A 21,843-nucleotide genomic window follows, 5' to 3' on the forward strand; every position below is an offset into this window, starting at 1 on the left:
TGAAACTTCATTCAGTGGGGGTTTCCCTATCTCCCCCACTGAATGTTAGTTAAACAGAATCGGGCTTTTACTGGCTGTTGATCCCCCACTTACATTTCTTGGATTATACTCGAATTCTTGAAGTGGGGGGTCTTACAGCCAGTTAATGCGGGATAAAAGTAAAAAGAAGGAGCAATTAATTTATCGTGATATATCTTATTGCTCTCTCGTTTTGTTTTCTTTAGTATGTATGTTATGTATAAAACTATTTATAATAGGAAGGAACTTACTTTTCATTAAACTGGTGCTTAAATAAATTTACAATTGGTATCATTACTTATAAAATGTCATTACTAGCTCTAATTAATATAAAGGCTTTAAAAATCTAGGTTAGATACATCATGATTCGTTCAGGGCCGGTCCCTTATTAGGCGAATGATAATTTAAAACCTAGGATTAGGCCAGCTTTTTGGGAAGGAGAAGATAACGATTGTTACATTGAAAGATATTGCTAAGGAAGCAAATGTAAGTATTATGACCGTTTCTAATGTCATTCACAAGCGAAAATCCAAGGTCTCTGAAAAAACGGAAAAGAAAATACTCGAGATAATTAATAAATACAATTATACGCCTAATATGAGTGCTAGATCATTGGTCAATAATTCTTCAAAGCTCATTGCGTTTATCTTATATCAGAATCGGAAAGGTGAAAGGAATCTATTTGAAAACCCCTTTAATACAGAAGTACTTGCAGGTGTTGATAAAGTTTTAAAAGAAAACGACTATTATTTATTAGTCCAATCTGTATCAACCTTAGAAGAAATCTATTTAATCATTAAAACCTGGCGGACAGCAGGGGTAATTATTTTAGGTATCCTTCCTAATGAGGTTAGTCATCTAAAGGAAAATATTGACACACCTATCGTATTAATTGATACTGTTACACCAAATGAAGCGGGAGTTTATACAGTTGGAATTGATGACAGGAATGGTTTCCAAATTGCAACTGAGCATTTAATTGCCAATGGACATAAAAATATTGGTTTCGTGTCTTATTCGCAAATACTAGGTGGTGTGGATGAGCAACGATATCTTGGTTATGTAGATGTCCTTAAAGCACATCATATTGAAATAAATGAAAACTTACTCTTCCGGTACAATAAAGACAAAATGAATATGGATACATTTAGTGATGAAATCGTTAAAAAGAAGGATTTCATTACTGGATTAGTATTTACTGCAGATTTCTTAGCAATTGAAGTGATGGACTCATTAAAAAATAAGGGTATTGCAATACCAGATGATATCTCAGTTGTAGGATTCGATAATCTTTCTATTTCTCAATTTACGTCCCCTAAGTTAACAACTGTTCATCAAGATATTACAACCAAAGGTCAAGAAGCAGCCCATATATTGTTAAAAGTACTGATGGAAAAAGAAACTGAATTAAGTGGGATTAACTTACCTGTTCATTTAGTAGAAAGAGAATCAGTAAAAAATATTGATTTTGAGAAGTAAATATGTTATTATTTCCTTGAGTTTAACGTTAAACTTTATAAAAAGGAAATGATAGAAACTTCTCCCTTATTTTTTTAAACGTTTAGTTTAACGCTAAACCTAACGACGGGAGACAATAATTGGATACCTTTTATATGTAAAAGCATATCTAGTAGTTTGAAAGCGCCATCAAGAAAGGAGCACGATTATGCCTGCTAATATGAATATGCTTACACTCAGCCCCAAGGCACATGAAGCAACAATTGTGCAAGGTGATCATTACCGTTTTACGGTCTTAACGGAGAAGTTAATACGAATTGAGTATGCTGAACATGGTAATTTTGAAGATAGAGCTACCCAAGCTATTATCAATCGTAACTTCCCGATTCCTAAATTTGAAGTTGTAAAAAAAGCAGAATCACTAGAAATTATCACAAAACATTTTCATCTGTATTACACATACGGACCCTTTTCAAAGTCATCATTAAGAATTGATGTGAAAAATAATTATAGTTTGTATTCCAATAGATGGTATTATGGTGATTCTTTTGAAACATTAAAGGGGACGGTGCGGACACTTGATCATCAAGATGGTCCAGTAGAACTTGAAGAAGGAATTCAATCACATAATGGCTTTTCCGTCATTGATGATTCCAAGTCTAATGTCCTAGTTGACGAAGAAACGATAGAGCCAAGAGCAAAGGAGCAAATTGATCTTTACTTTTTTGCTTATGGAAGAGAATATAAGGAAGCTTTAAGAGATTTTTATAAACTAACCGGGGTGACACCGCTTTTACCTAGATACACATTAGGTAATTGGTGGAGCCGATATTGGAAGTATACAGAGACTGAGTACAAGGAGCTATTTCAGCGTTTTCAGCAAGAAGATGTTCCCTTTTCATTAAGTGTTATTGATATGGACTGGCATTTAGTCGATATTCCAGCAAAATATGGTAGTGGTTGGACTGGATATACTTGGAATAAGGAATTATTTCCTGATCCTACTCGTTTCTTGAAATGGCTACAAGACCAGGAATTGCGGGTTACATTGAATGTACATCCGGCTGATGGCGTTAAGGCCCATGAAGAGATGTATGTTCCAATGGCAAAGGAACTTGGGATTGATTATACTGCAGAACACCCGATATCATTTGATATTACCGACAGGAAATTTAGGGATGCGTATTTTAAATATCTTCACCGTCCCGAAGAAGAACGTGGTGTTAGTTTCTGGTGGCTTGATTGGCAGCAAGGTACAACTACAAAGGTAGCTGGACTAGATCCTTTATGGCTACTTAATCACTACCATGCGCTTGATCAGGTGAAGCAAGATAAACGCCCACTTATTCTATCTAGATATGCTGGAATAGGAAGTCATCGTTATCCCGTTGGGTTTTCAGGGGATACAATCATCACATGGGAGTCCCTTCGTTTTCAGCCGTATTTTACTTCTACAGCAACGAACGTTGGCTATACGTGGTGGAGTCATGATATTGGAGGACATTATAAAGGATATAAAGATGATGAATTAAGTCTAAGATGGATACAATTTGGTGTATTCAGTCCTATTATGCGTTTGCATAGTACAAATAGTCCATTTAACGGCAAAGAGCCATGGCGTTTCCAAGAGAGTATCGGAACTATTATGAAGCAGTACTTACGCTTACGGCATGAGTTAATTCCATATCTGTATACGATGAATTGGCGTACACATCAAAATAATCATCCATTGGTCATGCCAATGTATTATGAATATCCATTTGAAAATCACGCATATGATGCACCACATCAATACTTCTTTGGTAGTGAGTTAATCGTTATTCCAGTAACCGAAAAGCTAGATTCCGATTTACAAAAGGCTCCGGTTGACGTTTGGTTACCAGAAGGTAGATGGATAGATTTCTTTAGCGGCCGAGTATATAGAGGTGGTAAGAAATTAAGGATATTTAGAGGCTTAGATACCATTCCAGTCTTTGCAAAAGAAGGTGCGATTGTCCCAATGGCAAAACATGTACCCCATTCGAATTCTGTCGATAATCCGACAGCTTTATCCGTTCTTGTTTTTCCGGGTAAATCGAATACGTTTGAATTATATGAAGATGATGGTGAATCGTTTGCTTATCAAACTGGGAAATACGCAATAACGAAAATGCAATTGGATTGGGAGAATAAACAATTTGTTATCTTACCAGTAGAAGGCGACAAATCAATCATTCCAGAAAATAGAGAGTTAAATATAAGCTTTAAAGGTTTTACAAATATGAATAAAATTAAAGTCTATATAAATGGACAGGAAGTTGACTTTATTGATAACTATCATAGTGAAACAAATACATGTACAGTAAAGGTCATGAATTATGACACACAATCTAGTCTAGTGGTCAAGCTTCCAGATGAGCCCCTTATCCAAGCATTTAACAAGCACGAAGAAGCCACCTTCGATTTATTAAACAAAGCACAAATATCTTTTGAATTGAAGGATGAGCTCTATCAATTAATGAAGCAAGACAAGAATAAGTTCGATTTATTACTAGAGTTGCGATCAATGGAGATAGATGAAAACCTTTACGATGCACTATTAGAAAATCTGATTGATTAAGCAAATTAGTCCAAAGGCTATCTAAATTTAAAATAATACTTTATAGAGGAGGATTACCATGAGAAAAGGTTTTATTATTATATCAACTTTTTTAATTGTTATTTCATTGACACTTGTTGGGTGTTCTAAGGATAAGAGCTCAGGAGACGCTGACAAAACCGTTGTGAATCTTTTTAATATGAAAGTCGAAACAAAGGAACAAATGGATGATTTAGTAGCTAAATATGAAAAGGAAAATCCAAACGTTAAAGTTATTGTAACTACTGTTGGTGCCGGACAAGATGGGGCAACTGCTTTACAGGCAAAGTTTGCTTCTGGTGAAGAACCATCTATCTTCTTATTAGGTGGACTTCCAGAAACGCAAAAGTACTTAGATAAGCTAGCAGATGTATCTGATACAAAGGCAGCAAAAGCGGCTATTGAGGGAACGTTAGAAGGAGCAACGATAGATGGTGTCCCTTATGGATTACCAATGAATATTGAAGGCTTCGGATGGATGATTAATAAGGACATATTTGCCAAGGCAGGAATTGATGTCGCATCCATCAAAACTTATGAAGATTTTACGAAAGCAGTAGAAACTCTTGAAAGTAAAAAAGGCGAACTTGGCCTTGATGCCGTATTTGCCTTCAGTGCGAAGGAAGATTGGGTAGTCAACCAGTTCTCTAATCATTTTAGTGCACCAGAATATCATCAAAGCATCATTTCGGCTTTTGAGTCAAAAGAGATCAATTATGAATTTGGAGATCGTATGAAAGAGTATACGGATCTTATAAACAAACATAATATCCAACCAATTTTATCGGTAGATTATAGTACTTCAGTTGAAGAACTATTTGCCAACGAGAAGGTCGCAATCGTCCATCAAGGAAACTGGATTGTTCCTACTCTTGATAGCCTAGATCCTGAATTCTCCAAAACTAAACTAGGTATCCTACCTTTCTTTGTTGAAAGTGACACGGAAGGAAAAATTAGCGCAGGGCCTTCATGGTACTGGGGAATTAATAATACATTAGAAGAAAATGTTGTGAAAGAAGCGAAAAAATTCTTAGATTGGATGTATACTTCTGACGAAGGTAAAAAAGCCCTAACAGAGGAATTCCAATTCATTCCCGCATATGAAGGGTACGATGTAGATAGTTTTAATGATCCTGTATCAAAAGAAGTATACAATGCATTATTGGATGGTAAAACTTCGGTATGGGCGATGAATCAATATCCAAACGGATGGTATTCATCTTCGTTATTCCCTGAGTTCCAAAAATATCTAAATGGTGATATTTCATGGGATGAATTTACAGCAAATACGTCTAAGAAATATACGGAAATGCGATAAATACGATGAAGTAAATCGTGTTAAAAAGCAGGGATAGAAATTGCTTTGCTTTCTATCCCTATTTTTGACTAAACTTTATTGGAATTCAGTAAACAGGGAGGAAACAATATGAACAATAAAAGCCTTTCTTACTGGGCATTCTTAGGACCTTGTCTATTGGCTTTGTTTCTTGTTCTCTTATTACCGTTAGGATATGGTATCTATTATTCATTCACTGATTTTAACGGATTCACAATCAGTACATTTGTAGGATTAGATAATTATGCAAAGATATTTAGTGATACACAGTTTCTTAATAGTCTATGGTTTACTGCCAAATTCTCAGTTGTTGCAATTATTGGCGTCAATGTAATTGGGATGGCAATGGCCCTTTTGGTAACACAAAAAATGGGGAAAATTAGTACAATCTTTCGGACCATCTATTTTATGCCAAATCTAATTGGGGGAATTATTTTAGGATTCATTTGGCAATTCGTGTTTATTAAGGCATTTTCCGCTATTGGAAACTTAACTGGAATCGAACTATTTAATGGATGGCTATCAACCGAAACAACTGGATTCTGGGGATTAGTCATTCTTTTCCTATGGCAAATGAGTGGCTATATCATGATTATTTATATTTCATTTTTAAATAATATTCCTTATGAATTGATGGAGGCTGCAGAAATTGATGGAGCGAGTGCTTGGAAAAAGTTCTGGAAGATCAAATTTCCTTTAATTGCTCCTGCGTTTACGATTAGTCTATTCTTAACTCTATCAAATGCATTCAAAGTCTATGATCAAAACTTGGCTTTAACCGCAGGTGGTCCATTTGGTTCAACCGAAATGGCTGCTATGAATATTTATAATACAGCTTTTAAAATTCAAGATATGGGATATGCCCAATCAAAAGCGATTATCTTCTTATTTATCATTGCTTTAATATCAGTGATTCAGATATACGTCACTAGAAAGAGGGAAACAGACCTATGATGAACTCAAAAAGAAAATCAATCTTCCTAATTGGACTAATAGGTATCATTACTTCCCTAGTATGGCTATATCCTTTTTATTTAATAGTTGTCAACTCTATTAAAACAAAGGCAGAAATCTTTACAAATACTCTCATGTGGCCAGAAGCATTAACATGGGAGAATTACTCAAAAGCATTCGAGAGTCTAGATTTTATTCATAGCCTTTTTAACTCGGTTCTAATCACTGCACTTAGTATTCTCCTCATTGTTGTTTGTACGTCAATGGGAGCATACGCTCTTTCAAGAAATAAGAGTAAATTAAGTTCATCTATCTATTTTATCTTCGCAATTGTGATGTTAATTCCTTTCCAATCAATTATGATTCCGTTAATTATGATTTTTGGTAAAGTAGAGATGCTTAATCGTGCCGGATTAATGTTCATGTACTTAGGATTTGGATCGAGCATTGCAATTTTCCTATATTACGGTGCCTTAAGGTCCATTTCTGTTTCATTAGATGAGGCAGCAACAATTGATGGTGCCAACCGGTTCCAAATTTTTAGGTATATCATTTTTCCAATGTTGAAACCAACAACGGTAACAGTCATCATATTAAATGCAATATGGATTTGGAATGACTATTTATTACCTTCTCTTGTCATTAATAAAGAGGGAATGTATACGATCCCACTGAAAATGTTCTATTTCTTCGGAGAGTACTCAAAGCAATGGCACCTAGCATTAGCAGGGTTAGTAATTGCTATTTTACCGATCATTATCTTATACATGTTCCTACAAAAACATATTATTAAAGGCATATCGGATGGAGCCACGAAATAATGGGAGGATTTTCAACATCATAAAAGGTGTGAGAAGGGCCTATTATCCCTCTTCACCTCCCTCTCCATCACACATACGATACTCCCCTGTATAAAAATGGGTTATATTTTTTATCTCCTTCAAATATAGATACAGTATGGACAGGCAGAAGGAGAGGGGGGCATGAATGAATTTAGCATTTTATATTATATTGCTTAGTATTGTTTTCTTTTCTATGTATGTTATTTATAAAACTATAAATTATAGAGAAAAGCTCACTCCCATGGTTGGAATGATGATTGCGATGACGTTAGGAATGAGTGTAGGCTTAACTGTAGGTGTCATAGTTGGAATTCTGCTGCCTACGAATTTCTTCATTGCAACGATATTAGGTATGTTCGTCGGAATGATTGTCGGTTTTTCCGCAGGATTGCCTTTTCATACGATTGCGGTATTAGACGGCTTGCTTTCCGGACTCATGGGGGGAATGATGGGGGCCATGCTAGGGAATATGATTGACATGGGATACGATGCAGCAATGACAAAGATTATGTTCTTTATATTCCTTGGCACCATGATGATTCTTTTACAAATGATTCATCAAACCGCAAAGGAAAAGGTTAATCTTCAACCGTATTTATTGATTACAATCGCACTCTTCACCTTTTATTTTGTAATTTTTGAATGGGCATACTAAGTAGGGGGTCTGACCCCCTACCAAGCAATTTTCCCCATCACAACTGGTTTGGTGGCTCCTGTTGCGGTTGGGAGGTTATTTGTTTTTCTGTAATAACATTGATAACCTAGTAGCGCAAATGTAATTGCTTCCTTCGCATCTGCAGACATACCATACTTTTCTGTACCAGCAACGGTAATTCCTTTCGGCAGATGAAAAGCAATCCGCTCCATTAGCGTTTGATTATATCTCCCACCACCACTAATTAACACTTCTTTAATATTACTTTTATCCGCATGTTTCCTAATCTCTTGTGCAATGGATTTAGCCGTTAAATCCGTAACTGTCGCTATTTTATCATTTACATGCATATTTGATTTAATTTCCCAAAGCGCCCGAGCATACTCCGTACCAAACATTTCTCTCCCAGTGCTTTTGGGATAAGGTAAACCGTAATATTCATGTTGCAATAGCTCTTGAAGCCATTCTTCATTTATATTTCCCGCTGCAGCCCGTGCACCATCCTTGTCATATGTTTGCATACCTTCCGTTGCCCAGTAAACAAAGGCATCGATAATCATATTTCCAGGTCCGGTATCATAGGCAATGACATCCGACTCCTGACAATCTTTCGGTAAGATGGTGAAATTAGAAATACCGCCAATGTTCACGAGCACTCTCCCATATTCCTTTTCTTTAAAAAGCAGATAATCTGCAAATGGTACAAGTGGCGCTCCTTGCCCTCCAGCAGCCATATCTCGTGTTCTAAAGTCACCAACTGTTGTTATTCCCGTCACTTCCGCAATAACCCCAATGTCTCCAATTTGCAAAGTAGAAGTGATATCTTTTCCGGCGATTACTTTAGGCTTTGGCTGATGAAAAATGGTTTGTCCATGTGAACTAATAAATAAAATATCTTCAGGTAAAAGCTTTGCGTCATGAATTGCCTTCAATGCTGCTTCCGCGAACATTTCCCCGAGCAACATATTCATTGTAGAAATATCTTCTACCTTTGCCTTTTGTGGGTCACAAAGCGCTAATATTTCTTCTTTCATTTTTTGTGAATAAGATGATGACAAAAAATGGACGAGCTGAATATTTGGCTTTTCCTCTGTTTCTGTAATTTTTACAACTGCAGCATCAATTCCGTCCAAGGATGTACCGGACATAAGACCAACCGCATAACAAGTATCTTTCATTCAGAACCTCTCCTTTCTCAATAAAGCAAGATTTCAATCAGTGGGTTTTTTGCACTTCCCCTACTAATTAGAAGTTAAACAAATACGAATTGTTAATCCGCCACCGATCATGCTTTAAATCCTTTCAAACTCTTAAAGCGAAAGTCCTACCGCCAGCCCAACTTGCAATGAAAATTAAAATTGTGAACGAATGATATGATGTAGTCTTGGGCGCAATCTGATAATGGGTGGCTTTCTACCAAAATGAACCCGATTGGTTAAAAGAATAACATGTAAATCTATCGATGGATCGAACCATATACTAGTACCAGTAAAACCTGTATGACCATATGAACTAGTTGAAAATAAATCACCACATGATGAAAGTGTTGGACTTTTTAAAATCCAACCTAAACCTCTATATTCGTCAGCAAAAAGAGTATAATTTTCTCGCGATAAATCCAGAACTGCTTCTGATAATATCCGCCTTCCTTTATAGATACCATTATTTTCTATCATGCTAGCATATTTTTTCAAATCCCCGATAGTAGAAAATAAGCCTGCATGCCCGCTAATCCCGCCCATTGATTCGGTATTATCATCATGAACAATCCCGCATTTATAAGCTTGTAATTTATCACTATACTCTGTGGCAGCATATCTTTCTGTAGGGAAAGATGGGTTAAATCCGGTCTCTAGCATCCCCAATGGTTTAAAAATCTCCCGACGGACATAATCCTCAAATGCTACGCCAGTTATCTTTTCAATCACTTTATACAAAATAATGAATCCTAGGTCACTGTAAACTACTTTTTCCCCTACTGGATACGCTAGTTCTTGTTCATAAATACTATCTACTATTTCCGTAGTTGATAAATGATTCAAGTAATATTGTCTATGTGCAGGTAGTCCTGATGTATGTGTTAGCAAATGCCTCATACTAATATGTTCCTTACCATGTTTGCGAAATTCCGGTAAGAAAAAAGCGACTGAATCATCGAGTCTTAACTCCCCGTTTTCAATCAATTTTAAGATTGCTGGCAATGTGGCGACAACCTTCGTTAGAGAAGCCAAGTCAAAAACAGTATCTAATGTCATTGACAATTCATTCGGGAATACTGATTTAGATCCAATTGCCTCCTGCAGTAATGTCTCACCCCTGTACGAAACATGTATAACAGCTCCTGGTATATGTCCCAAATCAATCTCCTTTTGCAGAAAACCTAGTACTCTTTCTTTCATTTGTAACATCCCTTTATAGATTTATAGTTTTTTACTATTCGTGATAGCTTCTTCAAACGTTACATTTTAATTCTTTTAAAGCAGCCTACTGAGCCAAATCATTACAATGGACGACACACCTCAATTGCTAGTATTTCTCCATCCCAAAGATTAACCGATTCCGTAACATGCCAAGGTATCATTTCGTTTGTCAGTCCTCCAAATATTCAATCCCTTTGCTAAACATCGCTTGAAAAGATGGTTCTATTTCTAAATCTTCTTCACGTAAAGCAGCAATAACTGCACCTCCAACAGGTGGTATGTCAGGTAAAATTAAATTTGCCTTCACTCCGTCTGCCTGTAATACAGCTTCTATTTGCTTTTTAAATAAATCAAAGCGATTAAATACCCCACCAACAAGTACGACTGGCATCTCCTTTACTTGGTGCGTATGCATATCCATCTTTTTAATTAAACAGTGAATTGATTTTCCTATATGTACTGCATTATTTGTTATAATTTTTTGGGAAACCTGATCACCATCATCCGCTGCTTGCACGACCAACTTACTTAATGATGCCATTACTTCCTTTGCATGATCCGAATGATAAACTTTAGGAATCACATCCGGTAAAGAGTTTACTTGAAAATGGGTAAGGATCATACTAGTTAATTTTGTGTTACGATCTAGCCCATCATGCGCACGAAAAGCAGCCTCTAGTCCATCCCTTCCAAGGGCATATCCACTTCCTTTTTCACCGATTAAATAACCCCACCCACCTACACGTTCCAACTTGCCTTCCGCATTCAATCCAAATGTAATCGAACCTGTTCCAGCAATTTGCACAATGCCTGGTTTACCTAATGTACCAGAATAAAGCGCTGTAATTGCATCATGATGTATCGTGAGTTTTGCATGATCTGGCAATAATGGGGCGATCCATTCATACATCTTTTTTCTCGCAGATGGATGAGCCGCCCCAGACATTCCAGCAAACACACTTTTCACATTAAAAAACGCATCTGTATGCTGTTCTTTTAATGAATAAAATAATGTTGTCATCTCTTGTTTGATAGATTCTTTCGTAACACCATTTGGATTAGATGGGCCAACAGTCACTTCTGCCAACACTTCTCCTCTGGCATTCGAGATGACACCTGTTGTTTTTGTTCCTCCTCCATCAATCCCCATGACATAGACCATTTCACATCCTCCATTTCTATTAGCATATGAGTGTTTTTAAATTTTTAGGCACTTCATACATTGTACTTGTAAAGTAAATTAAGGTATTGATGCGATTACTCTATAAACTTACCGTTAGAAAAATTGGCATTCGCAAGCACAAGCGAATGCCATATGTACACTTCTTTCCAGGTGGTGTATATTTAAACGGAATCAACCGTTAATTTATGTACTGTTCCCTGATTACCTTTTTTATTACTACTTGTTAAAAATTCTACCGCATCCCGAGTTGCGTCTATATGTCTTACTGTTTCATCATATTGCAAGGAAGCCACGCACATAAACAGAATGTCTATAACTTGAAGTTGTGCAATACGTGATGACGTCGCACCACTTCTAAATGTCGGTTCTTTCGTTGCCGATGTATATAGACGAATACTCGCATGCTCTGTTACGGCAGAATTTCCATACTTTGTTAAACTAATGGTGTGCACACCGTTTTGCTTTGCTAATTGCAGTACCTTTGCTACTTCCATTGTCTCTCCAGAGAAAGATACACCAATCACTACATCTTCTGGATCTGCGTTTGCTACTTGTGTTGCAGCCATGTGCATATCAGTAAAGGCATATGCATTCTTGTTGATACGCAAAAACTTTTGTTGCGCGTCCATCGCAATAATACTCGATGCCCCGACACCAATAAAATGAATTCTTCTTGCCATTCTTAAAACTTGTACAGCCTTTTCCAATTGATCAATAGCCAATAATTCAGATGTTTCTCGAATGGTTTGGATACTATTATTCGTCATTTTATCAATGACAGACATTACCGACTCGTTTGGCTCTATATCACGATATCCAGCCTCTGTCGTTTTTTGAAGGTCACCAGCTATACGTAATTTAAGTTCCTGAAACCCTTTGACATCCAATGATTTGCAAAGCCGGATAACCGCTGCACCACTTGTTGAACTGCGCTTTCCTAATTCCATAGCTGTTAAAGTGATAGCCTCTCTAGGATGTTCAATAATATAAGATGCTATTTTCCTTTCTGAGGGAGGTAGCAATGGAATCATCTCATTAAGCATTACAATTCCTCCGTTTGTTGACATGACATCAGCTCTTTTCTATTAGATATCCTTTTTCATCACATGGAAAGTTCTTGTAATTTCAAAACCAGTTTTTTTATATAAATAACCAGCGGAGGATTTTTCACCTGTCCAGAGGAACCAAGCACCATGTAGGCTCTCTGCTTTCATTTGCTTCAAGCAGATGTTTAACAAAATTTTACCTAGGCCTTTTCCTTGTTCATCAGGATCAACACCAAATGGACCGAAACGATCTGGTACCCCTTCATAGCCACCAAATATACAAAACCCAACTACTTTATTACCATTTCGAGCCACCAAAATATGTTCCATTGGCAAACCTTGCAGTATCCCTTCCCGGATTGCACGTCCCCAATCTGGATTAAATTTTATATTGGCAAATTGGATAACTTCATAGAGATCCTTATCTTTCGCAAGCGAAAAAGAATACCCTTCTGTTTCCCTTTGCTTTATAAGTTCTTCTATATCTTTTGATATTTTAAAATCAATAATATTTCGGTCCATCGCAATTGGGGAATACAGCTTTGTGAACCCTTGCATTTTTAAAAATTGATATGCTTCTGGATAAGCATCTTCGTCGATCCCGGGCATAATGTAGTTTGGTGCATAGGAGGCGAAAAACATATGCTTTCTCCCATTCCTTTTCAAAAAGATAGCTGCCTCTTCCATGAGTTGACTACCTACACCTGTTTTACGATAATCTTCATCAACAAAAAAGAAAGGAACCCAACCATTATCTGGCTCCAAGTCAGTACCAAACATTGGCAAAAGCCTTCGTACGGCATATACACAACCAACTAACTTATTACCCACAAATGCTAATCGCATCCCCTCTGGATCAAAGTTAGCATCCAATAAGACTAAGTTTCGGAAACGCTTTGCTGTAATGGGATCTTTCCATAGGCTTTTATTCCATAAATCTAGTATGTCTTTCTCATCACCAGATTCATAGTATCTATAAGTTATCATCATGACTTCTCCCCTTTTGTGCAAATTCAATTGCTTGACGAACAAATCCATTTGCCATGGAAATATACTGCTTTGCTTCTCGTAATGTTGCGCCCGTTTTCATCATTACAATAGCTGGTTTTACTTCATAATTCGTTGTTTCCAATACCTTTTCTGCCTCGTCATAGCTAACTTCTGTAATGGTCGTTACAATATTTTTGGCACGTTCTTTTAATTTTTGGTTGCTTACTTTTAAATCTACCATCAAGTTTTCGTATACCTTCCCTATCTTTATCATCGTAGTTGTTGTAATCATATTTAAAATGAGTTTGTGTGCAGTCGCAACCTTCATTCGAGTTGAACCAGTTAAAACTTCAGGTCCCGTTTCCACTTCTATATTGATTTCTGCAAATTGACTAATAATAGCCTTCTTATTACCAGTCAAGCTAACCGTTCTCGCTCCTACTTCGTTAGCATATTTTAAGGCGCCAGCAACATATGGTGTTCTACCACTTGCAGCAATTCCGATTACAACATCTAACTCGGTTAGACTCCTGTCTTTAAGATCTTGTGCACCTAGTTGTTCATTATCCTCTGCACCTTCAACAGCTTTTACAAATGCATGAGAACCTCCAGCAATAATCGCCTGTATGAGATCAGGTGGTGTACTAAAAGTTGGTGGACATTCTACCGCATCTAACACACCAATGCGGCCACTCGTGCCGGCACCAACATAAAATAGCCTTCCACCTCTTTTTAGTGACTGGTGTACTGCATCTATCGTCTGTTCGATTTGCGGTAAAACTTCTTGCACCCTTTTTGTGACGCTCATATCTTCATGATTGATTACTTGTAAAATTTCCATCGTTGACATATTATCGATATGCATAGAATTTACATTACGTTGTTCAGTTTTTAATGTCGATAAGTTAATTTCCATTTATTATCATCCTAGTTGTATAAAAGATACGGTTTTTTTTGTTGATTAAAAGCTTCTATATGTGCTTCGCACGACATGAAGAACGCTTCTGATGACCCTTCCAGTATCATTTCTTTTAACTTTTTCGTTCCTGCTAGAAGGTCAAAGAAATATTTATCATGTTCATTCGATAAAAACGCAAACTTACCTGGATACATATTTGCTATTGTTTCTAATAAGACAATACCAGTATGAAGTGAATGCAATTTGGTTCGATCAACAAGATGTAATTGGATTCCACTACAAATTTTATCCTTATGTTTCTGATATGTCGGGATAAAAGATGTCGGGCGAGCTAAGACGCCAGGAACATTTTTATGATTGAATTCCTTTGCTAACTCATATCCATCGATAAAAGGAGCACCGACTTGTTCAAACGGTCTTGTTGTACCTCTTCCCTCTGATAAGTTCGTTCCCTCTATTAAACATGTTCCGGTATAAAGTATATTCATATCAATATTTGTAGTATTTGGAGACGGTGGCACCCAAAAAAGCCCTGTATGATCGTAATACATGTCTCTATTCCAACCCTGCATAGGTACAACTGTTAAATCACAATCGTAATCAAATTCATGTTTAAATAAAAATGCAAGTTCTCCTACTGTCATTCCGTGCCTGTTTGGAATTGGCAACAAGCCGACAAATGATCGTACATCCTCTTCAACTAGATTGCCTTCTACATTTACTCCTGAAACTGGATTAGGGCGGTCAAGCACAACGAATTGCTTTTCGTATTTTGCACAAGCCTCCATGACATATGCCATTGTATAAATAAAGGTATAATACCTTGAACCGATATCTTGTAGATCAAATACAATGACATCCACAGGATCCAACATTTCCTTACTAGGCTTTTTATTGGCACCGTATAAACTATAAACTGGCAATTTTGTATAGGGGTCTTCCATCGATTCCACAGTTTCTCCCTCTTTTGCGTCACCGCGAATACCATGTTCCGGCGCATAAAGTGCAGTTAGCGTAATGTCAGGATGTTCATGAAATAAATCAATGGAAGGAATGAGTTTTTCATTGACACCCGTCATATTGGTAACTAAGCCGACTTTCTTCCCTTTAAACCTTTTGTATTCCTTCTCTAGGAATATATCCAATCCTATTTTCATTCTGCATCCTATCCTTACTTGTTCAGACATTATGATATAGAGATTAAGGTGGATGTTATTCTTTTACTCCACCTAAAGTTAAACCTTTTACAAAGTGTTTTTGGAAAATCAAAAATACGATAATCATTGGAATGGCGGCAATAGCTGCTCCGCTCATTAATAATTTAAAACTTGCTAAGTTCGCATCTTGCAAAGTTTTCAAGCCTACAGGCAACGTATACAAATCTGAATTATTCAATACAATAATTGGCCACAAAAAGGAATTCCAAACATTCATAAACGTAAAGATTCCTAATGCTGCTAGACCGGGCTTGGCAAGTGGTAATACAATTTTCCAGAATGTCCGCCATTCACTTGCACCATCGATTTTTGCAGCCTCAATCAATTCATCTGGAATGGAATACATGAACTGACGCATCAAAAATACTCCAAACACCATCGATAAATCAGGCAGTATGAGCGCCCAATGCGTATCCATCAAATTGAGATCCCGGACCATAATGAATAATGGCACTAATGTTACTTGTCCAGGTATCATCATCGTTGAAATGATGAGCCAAAAGATGAGATTCCTGCCTGGAAACTTTTTCTTTGCTAACACGTATCCAGCCATTGAATCAAATAATAAAATTCCTATCGTTACGACGATGCCGATATATAAACTATTTAAAAACCATCGCCCCATGTTGTTTTGCTTAAATAATGTTTTAAATCCAGAAAATGTGTCTGTCACAATGTTACTCATTACTTCACGATGATATGCTGCCCCTTCCGTATCATCGGCCTTTTCAGCATCCCTAGCCTTTTTCCAATGTTCAAAGTACTCGGTTATACCTACAGGATACATTTTAGGAGGGTTTGAATTAACATATGATATCGGTCGTTCTAAATCCTCATCCTGATAACTACTCAATTGTAGCGATGTACTGAACACCCAATATAAAGGTAATAGGGAAACAATAGAAAATAAGATCAAGAATGTATATATGATGATTTTGCTAGCGGTTGCCTTCTTTTTCATTTCATTTCCCCTCTAATCCTCATGATTTAAAACACGAAATTGAAAAATCGATATAATAAAGATAATAAAGAATAAGACAACTGACTGCGCTGCGGCTAGTCCAAACTCAAAATCTCTAAAACCGGTTTTATAAATTAAGTGGACGAGTGTTTCCGTTGCATAACCGGGTCCGCCACCTGTCATCAGTATGATTTGGGTAAAAACTTGAAACGAACCGATTGTACTTAGTAGGACTAAATACAAAGTAGACGGTTTTAACATCGGTATCGTGATTTTCATCCATTTTTGAAATGCATTTGCCCCATCAATCGTTGCAGCCTCATACAAAGATTCCGAAATCGAGCTCATAGACGCGAGATACAAAATAATTCCCACACCAAACGGAATTAACATTTGCATCAAGATAATTGCCCATAACGCTGAATTCGACTGTCCCAACCAATTAATTGGTTCCATACCAAACAAGCCAATAACATAGTTAAATAAACCATATTCATAGTTGTACATCCATCTCCATACCATCGCGATAATGACCATGGACGCAACTGTTGGCAAATAAAACGCAGCTCGAAAGAAGTTTTGTGCCATTTTGCCTAGCGAATGAATAAGTGTAGCTATAATTAACGCCGAGATAACATTGAAAGGTACTGTTACAACGGTATATATTGTCGTATTCATAAGTGCCTTTCTAAATCCTTCACTATGAAATACTTTTACGTAATTATCAAATCCTGCCCAAATATTGCTGCCAATTACTTTATATTCTTGAAAAGAAAGCAGAAATGCCCATACAACTGGGATTGCGATAAACAAAGTAAATAGAACGAGTTTGGGGAGTAAAAAGAGATACGCCGCGTAATTTTTTTTCATTAAATAAAGCGTGCCACTTTTATTTTTAGTTATGATTGTGTCTTTTGAAGCTTTCACTATTTCACCCTCCTGCATTAGGAACTTAGACTGTGAGATTCATAATAAAAAAGGTCCATTCTATATGATGAAGGGCTGGGACAAAACCAAAGTGCCAGCCCCTCCCAGAGGGGGTCAGACCCCTTATATCCCAGCCTCCTTTTCATGAAACCATTAGTCTAGAAATTCCTGAACATCTTTTTCCGCCGTATCCATCGCTTCTTGCGCTGTCTTCTCACCATTAAAGACTAGCTGAAGCTCACGTTGAATGACCTCATCAATCTTTTTCCAATCAGAATGGCGAGGCAACATGACAACTTGTGTTGACATTTCCTGTGCACGTGCCATTTCTGGATTGTCTGCGTACGGATCCTTGTCAGCTGCACTTTGCAATGCAGGGAAAGTACCATATTCTTTTGCCATGATATATTGCTCATCTGTTGAAGATATATATTTCATAAATTCAGCAACCATTGCTTTTTTGCCATCATCTTCTTGGTGGAACATCGTCCAACCACCTACTCCGCCAATCGTAACCGGCTCACCTGTTTCGCCTGTAGGATAGTTTGCTACCATGAAGTTAGTAGGATATTGGCTCTGTGTTGAAGTAATTGCCCATGTTGCCCACGGTTCCATTGCTACTGTTCTTTGTTCTTCACTTGCCCATGCTTGGAAAGTCCCACCAACATCAGCTCCACCTAATGATTCAGGCGCTGAACCATCTTTAAGTTTAAGATCAGCCAATCTTTGGATAGCATTTACTGCTTCAGGACTATTAAATGTAAACTCTGACAAATCATCACTTAATGGTTGACCACCATCAATATAGAAGAAAGGCCACGCTTCATAATAACCGGGTAAAATATATGTTGAAAATCCATACACGTCTATTTTTCCATCGCCATCTCTATCGAAAGTAAGTTTTTCTGCTGCATCAGCAAATTCATCCCATGTCCATTCACCATTTTTCGGTGGTTCTACACCAGCCTCTTCAAATAAATCAAGATTCAACAGCATAGAATGTACAGTCATCGAGTTAGGAATTCCATAAAGTTTATCGTTGTAAGTATAAGCATCTAAAGCATTTTCATAGAAATCAGCAAGCTCTTCTTCTGTAAAAAACTCATCTACTTGTTCAACAACACCTTGTTCAATATGTTCAATACTTACAGCACTACCACTAATATCTACTGGAGCTATATCCGGCCATGCTTGCCCAGCAATTGATACGCCTAACTTATCTGGAAGTTCCGCCCAAGGTACTTGAACTAACTCAATCTCTACACCTTCATGTTCCTTTTCAAATTCCTTAATTTTATCCTCTATCCAAAAATACTTATTTCCTTCACCATCCTCACCAGAATCATCACCTGGCTCAGCCCAACGTGGACCATCCCAAATTGTAATTTTCCCAGTCCAACCATCCCCATCACTTGATGATGGCTTTTCATCTTTACCACATGCACTTAATACTCCCACTAGTAAAATCAACATGATAAAAGTTAATTTCATTTTACCCTTCACAATTTTTCCCCCTTATTTGTTTGTCATCCTCGTAAAATAATAAAAGTATGATGCCTACCGAACTTATTCACCTCCCTTACCCTTCATTTATACTAATCTTCACTTGGTTTTTCCTTGGTGGATAAGTCGATAACAACCTTAAACCTCTACTTTATTTGGTATTGTGACAGGGGACTTTCCTTTCACATTGACATCCCCGAATATAGCCTTCGCCGCTGTCTCTAGTGCTGGATACGTAAATTCATACGTATTGATATATACCGGAACATCAGGTAAATAAGCAATGTCATATGGACTTCTCGTTGCAATGACAATGACGTTTTTATTATGGTTGTAGATTGCATTCACTAATTTGGTTTGCGCATCGTTCGCCTGCACTGTTAACGTACCAACAACAACAATGTCATATTCTCCTGCCATTGTTTGTACTTCGGAAATTTCCTTTTCTGTTGGTGGATTAGAAACTTCCACTATTTCCGTAGACTCATAGCATTCTTTTACTGCCTTTCCTAAAGAGAACGTTGCGTATCTTTTATCCTCGACCATCATTGCATAGTTATTTTTTGGATAGACAACGAGAATACGATCATGACCATCTTTTTTTATTGGAATGAGATGAGACTCATTTTTTAATATGGATATTCCTTGTTTATAAATTTCATATGATTCAGCTCGATGTAAATTACTGCCAACTCCCGCTGATTTTAAATATTCTGATACTTTTTGTTCATGGAATGGAATATCGGCCCAAGATAAATATTTATCTTTTAATTGCATAACCCGCTCATATGCGCCATCCAATACTTCCATTTCAATGTCCCCTGATGTAATAGCTGCATTTATTGCATTTATTGACTCATATTGACGTGTTTGCAAATGAGAAACCATAATTAAATCCACACCTGCTTGGAGCGCTTGGACACTTCCCTCGGCAGTTCCAATCCCTTCTGAAATTGCATTCATTTCCATGCAATCAGTTGTAACAACTCCATCAAAACCTATTTTATTACGTAAGAGACCTGTAATAACTTTATTTGAAAGCGTTGCGGGAACATTCTTCTGATCTTCTATTGCCGGAAAATACACATGGGAAGTCATGACAGTATCTGCGCCTTGTTCTATACATGCAATAAATGGTTTAAGTTCAACATTCATTAATCTTTCCATGTCATGATTGATTACTGGTAAATCTAAATGTGAATCTACAGCTGTATCACCGTGTCCTGGAAAATGCTTCAATGTTGTCATTACACCCGCATCATTCATTCCTTTCATCGCTTGTTTTGCAAAGTCAGATACTAGCTCAGGTGTTTCACCATAAGAACGAACACCAATGACCGGGTTATCCGGATTGTTATTTATATCCGCAACAGGAGCAAGGTTCCAATTTATTCCTAATGCCTTTAATTCTCTACCAGTAGCAAGTCCGGTAATATAAGCATTTTCACTTCTACCTGTAGCACCTAACAACATCGCTCCTGGAAATATCGTTGTACCCTCACCAAGTCTTCTTACGACACCATTTTCCTGATCAATACAAATGAATAGCGGACGTTCATGACCAGCATTTTTAGCCTCCAATTGCAACTCCCTCGTTAAATTAAAAACTTCCTCGGGAGTACCAATATTTCTGCCAAATAAAATAATACCCCCGACATGATATTCACGAATTAGTTTTCTAATTTCAGGCGTCACTTTTTTACCATTAAATCCTACCACCATTAATTGGCCAATCTTTTTATGTATTTCAGTTAAGTTCAATTTCATCTCTCCATTCTTTATAATTCAAAGCCAGGAATTACATTTCCAATTCTCGTATTTGCCCCAGTAGGGTATTTTAACGTTTGTGCATATTTTGTTCTTGCTCTACAACCCCGTACCGTGCCAAGTGCTTGATAGTAATCGTAATAACGGAAATCAGCGGAGTTCATAATAAACCAATACTTTGATAGCGCTTCTAAGTATTTTTCAAATTCATCCGACACATCTACAAAAACATCTGGCGTATAGCCTTCCATGTCTTCCCAATTCTCACTATGAAACATCCTTGATAATGAATGAGGTGGAAGTCCTTCTAATTCAAAGCCTGGTAAAGCTGCTTTAAGCCATGCCTCCTGAACTATCTTTGGGCAAAGTGCGTGATCCGGATGCATACTATTTTCCCAATGTGTAATGACAACATTTGGCTTTAGTTGGCGAAATATCGTGGCAACGGTGGATATTGTCTCTTCGTCAGCTTTTAATTCAGCATCTTTATAGTCAAGTGTGATACTTTTTGCCCCTAAGACATATGCTGCCTCCTCAGCCTCGCGTATTTTTTGTTTTCTATATTCCTCCACTGTTATATGAGGTGGTGTTCCTTTCTCTCCAGCAGTTAGGTGTAAAAAGGTTACCTCATGACCAGCCTTAGCATATTTATGAGCAATTGCCCCCGCCTGCATCTCCACGTCACCACAATGGGCACCAACTAACATTAAATGAATCTTATTATTCATCAAAAGCACCTTCCAACATATAAATTTAGACAACAAAATTGATACCGCTTTCATTTATTACTATTATACTATTAATATTCAGGAAATGAAATAGTAATTTATTAATTTTATATTATTCCTGTACTTTTATTTTAGAACTGAGGTGACTTTATCATTATATAGGCTTCATAGCCCCTTATCTGATACGATCCTTTGGTGTTATTTTTTGTACCCTAGGTAAAATTATAGAGGAGGATTCATTTATTAATAAATAGGATAGGAAGAAGTGTTTATATAATTAGACTGGTAATTTGGTAGGGATT

Annotated in this window: 18 protein-coding genes; 6 read left to right on the forward strand and 12 right to left on the reverse strand. The window is 37.1% G+C overall.

Going from position 1 to position 21,843, the window contains the following annotated elements:
• Positions 1 to 477 precede the first annotated feature (477 nt).
• From ACFFIS_RS15280 to ACFFIS_RS15305, 6 genes are all read left to right on the forward strand, one after another.
• Entirely contained in the window at positions 478 to 1,497 is a 1,020-nt protein-coding gene (locus ACFFIS_RS15280; RefSeq protein ID WP_390188225.1) for a LacI family DNA-binding transcriptional regulator, read from the forward strand.
• A gap of 187 nt (positions 1,498 to 1,684) precedes the next feature.
• Entirely contained in the window at positions 1,685 to 4,075 is a 2,391-nt protein-coding gene (locus ACFFIS_RS15285) for a glycoside hydrolase family 31 protein (RefSeq protein ID WP_390188226.1), read from the forward strand.
• Positions 4,076 to 4,133: 58 nt separating this feature from the next.
• Entirely contained in the window at positions 4,134 to 5,411 is a 1,278-nt protein-coding gene (locus tag ACFFIS_RS15290) for an ABC transporter substrate-binding protein (protein WP_320381086.1), read from the forward strand.
• Positions 5,412 to 5,519: 108 nt separating this feature from the next.
• Positions 5,520 to 6,383 (forward strand): carbohydrate ABC transporter permease, encoded by an 864-nt coding sequence (locus ACFFIS_RS15295; RefSeq protein WP_320381085.1) that lies wholly within the window; start codon positions 5,520 to 5,522, stop codon positions 6,381 to 6,383.
• On the forward strand, positions 6,383 to 7,204 hold the full coding sequence (locus tag ACFFIS_RS15300; RefSeq protein WP_390188269.1) for a carbohydrate ABC transporter permease: 822 nt from the start codon (positions 6,383 to 6,385) through the stop codon (positions 7,202 to 7,204). The genes ACFFIS_RS15295 and ACFFIS_RS15300 overlap by 1 nt, the downstream gene beginning before the upstream one ends.
• 166 nt (positions 7,205 to 7,370) lie before the next feature.
• Positions 7,371 to 7,880 carry a hypothetical protein gene (locus ACFFIS_RS15305; RefSeq protein ID WP_390188230.1) on the forward strand — a complete coding sequence of 170 codons (510 nt, stop codon included), beginning with the start codon at positions 7,371 to 7,373 and terminating at the stop codon, positions 7,878 to 7,880.
• A gap of 17 nt (positions 7,881 to 7,897) precedes the next feature.
• On the opposite strand, the gene ACFFIS_RS15310 is transcribed toward ACFFIS_RS15305, so the two are convergent.
• The 12 genes from ACFFIS_RS15310 to ACFFIS_RS15365 form a co-directional block, all read right to left on the reverse strand.
• A complete protein-coding gene (locus ACFFIS_RS15310; protein ID WP_390188232.1) occupies positions 7,898 to 9,058 on the reverse strand; it encodes an anhydro-N-acetylmuramic acid kinase in 1,161 nt (386 codons plus the stop codon).
• Between the two features lie 174 nt (positions 9,059 to 9,232).
• Positions 9,233 to 10,279: a serine hydrolase domain-containing protein gene (locus ACFFIS_RS15315; protein WP_390188234.1), complete on the reverse strand. Its 1,047-nt coding sequence runs from the start codon at positions 10,277 to 10,279 to the stop codon at positions 9,233 to 9,235.
• A gap of 190 nt (positions 10,280 to 10,469) precedes the next feature.
• Positions 10,470 to 11,462 carry an N-acetylglucosamine kinase gene (locus ACFFIS_RS15320; protein WP_390188236.1) on the reverse strand — a complete coding sequence of 331 codons (993 nt, stop codon included), beginning with the start codon at positions 11,460 to 11,462 and terminating at the stop codon, positions 10,470 to 10,472.
• 182 nt (positions 11,463 to 11,644) lie between these two features.
• Entirely contained in the window at positions 11,645 to 12,550 is a 906-nt protein-coding gene (locus ACFFIS_RS15325) for a MurR/RpiR family transcriptional regulator (RefSeq protein WP_390188238.1), read from the reverse strand.
• An 18-nt stretch (positions 12,551 to 12,568) separates the two neighbouring features.
• Positions 12,569 to 13,516, reverse strand: a complete 948-nt coding sequence (locus ACFFIS_RS15330) for a GNAT family N-acetyltransferase (RefSeq protein WP_390188239.1) — start codon at positions 13,514 to 13,516, stop codon at positions 12,569 to 12,571.
• Positions 13,503 to 14,435, reverse strand: coding sequence for an N-acetylmuramic acid 6-phosphate etherase (murQ, locus tag ACFFIS_RS15335; protein WP_320381073.1), 933 nt, complete (start codon positions 14,433 to 14,435; stop codon positions 13,503 to 13,505). The genes ACFFIS_RS15330 and murQ overlap by 14 nt, the downstream gene beginning before the upstream one ends.
• Positions 14,436 to 14,446: 11 nt before the next feature.
• Entirely contained in the window at positions 14,447 to 15,595 is a 1,149-nt protein-coding gene (locus ACFFIS_RS15340) for an exo-beta-N-acetylmuramidase NamZ family protein (protein ID WP_320381072.1), read from the reverse strand.
• A gap of 55 nt (positions 15,596 to 15,650) precedes the next feature.
• A complete protein-coding gene (locus ACFFIS_RS15345) occupies positions 15,651 to 16,616 on the reverse strand; it encodes a carbohydrate ABC transporter permease (RefSeq protein WP_320381070.1) in 966 nt (321 codons plus the stop codon).
• A gap of 12 nt (positions 16,617 to 16,628) precedes the next feature.
• The gene (locus ACFFIS_RS15350) at positions 16,629 to 17,543 is read right to left on the reverse strand and encodes a carbohydrate ABC transporter permease (RefSeq protein ID WP_320381069.1); all 915 of its coding nucleotides are present in this window, start codon (positions 17,541 to 17,543) and stop codon (positions 16,629 to 16,631) included.
• Between the two features lie 153 nt (positions 17,544 to 17,696).
• Complete coding sequence (locus ACFFIS_RS15355; RefSeq protein ID WP_390188241.1) at positions 17,697 to 19,046, reverse strand: extracellular solute-binding protein; 1,350 nt, start codon at positions 19,044 to 19,046, stop codon at positions 17,697 to 17,699.
• A 138-nt stretch (positions 19,047 to 19,184) separates the two neighbouring features.
• A complete protein-coding gene (gene nagZ / locus ACFFIS_RS15360; protein ID WP_446686914.1) occupies positions 19,185 to 20,813 on the reverse strand; it encodes a beta-N-acetylhexosaminidase in 1,629 nt (542 codons plus the stop codon).
• Between the two features lie 11 nt (positions 20,814 to 20,824).
• Positions 20,825 to 21,541 carry a PIG-L deacetylase family protein gene (locus ACFFIS_RS15365; protein WP_320381065.1) on the reverse strand — a complete coding sequence of 239 codons (717 nt, stop codon included), beginning with the start codon at positions 21,539 to 21,541 and terminating at the stop codon, positions 20,825 to 20,827.
• Positions 21,542 to 21,843 lie beyond the last annotated feature (302 nt).

The sequence above is a fragment of the Paracerasibacillus soli genome (genome assembly GCF_042432965.1).
Taxonomy (GTDB): domain Bacteria; phylum Bacillota; class Bacilli; order Bacillales; family Amphibacillaceae; genus Paracerasibacillus; species Paracerasibacillus soli.

Bases quoted from the DNA above. Each gene is read 5' to 3' on its own strand.
- ACFFIS_RS15310 (WP_390188232.1), bottom strand. From the start codon at position 9,058: ATGAAAGATACTTGTTATGCGGTTGGTCTTATGTCCGGTACATCCTTG.
- ACFFIS_RS15285 (WP_390188226.1), top strand. From the start codon at position 1,685: ATGCCTGCTAATATGAATATGCTTACACTCAGCCCCAAGGCACATGAA.
- ACFFIS_RS15365 (WP_320381065.1), bottom strand. From the start codon at position 21,541: ATGAATAATAAGATTCATTTAATGTTAGTTGGTGCCCATTGTGGTGAC.
- ACFFIS_RS15345 (WP_320381070.1), bottom strand. From the start codon at position 16,616: ATGAAAAAGAAGGCAACCGCTAGCAAAATCATCATATATACATTCTTG.
- ACFFIS_RS15300 (WP_390188269.1), top strand. From the start codon at position 6,383: ATGAACTCAAAAAGAAAATCAATCTTCCTAATTGGACTAATAGGTATC.
- ACFFIS_RS15340 (WP_320381072.1), bottom strand. From the start codon at position 15,595: ATGAAAATAGGATTGGATATATTCCTAGAGAAGGAATACAAAAGGTTT.
- ACFFIS_RS15290 (WP_320381086.1), top strand. From the start codon at position 4,134: ATGAGAAAAGGTTTTATTATTATATCAACTTTTTTAATTGTTATTTCA.
- ACFFIS_RS15320 (WP_390188236.1), bottom strand. From the start codon at position 11,462: ATGGTCTATGTCATGGGGATTGATGGAGGAGGAACAAAAACAACAGGT.
- ACFFIS_RS15315 (WP_390188234.1), bottom strand. From the start codon at position 10,279: ATGAAAGAAAGAGTACTAGGTTTTCTGCAAAAGGAGATTGATTTGGGA.
- nagZ (WP_446686914.1), bottom strand. From the start codon at position 20,813: ATGAAATTGAACTTAACTGAAATACATAAAAAGATTGGCCAATTAATG.
- murQ (WP_320381073.1), bottom strand. From the start codon at position 14,435: ATGGAAATTAACTTATCGACATTAAAAACTGAACAACGTAATGTAAAT.
- ACFFIS_RS15330 (WP_390188239.1), bottom strand. From the start codon at position 13,516: ATGATAACTTATAGATACTATGAATCTGGTGATGAGAAAGACATACTA.
- ACFFIS_RS15295 (WP_320381085.1), top strand. From the start codon at position 5,520: ATGAACAATAAAAGCCTTTCTTACTGGGCATTCTTAGGACCTTGTCTA.
- ACFFIS_RS15305 (WP_390188230.1), top strand. From the start codon at position 7,371: ATGAATTTAGCATTTTATATTATATTGCTTAGTATTGTTTTCTTTTCT.
- ACFFIS_RS15325 (WP_390188238.1), bottom strand. From the start codon at position 12,550: ATGTCAACAAACGGAGGAATTGTAATGCTTAATGAGATGATTCCATTG.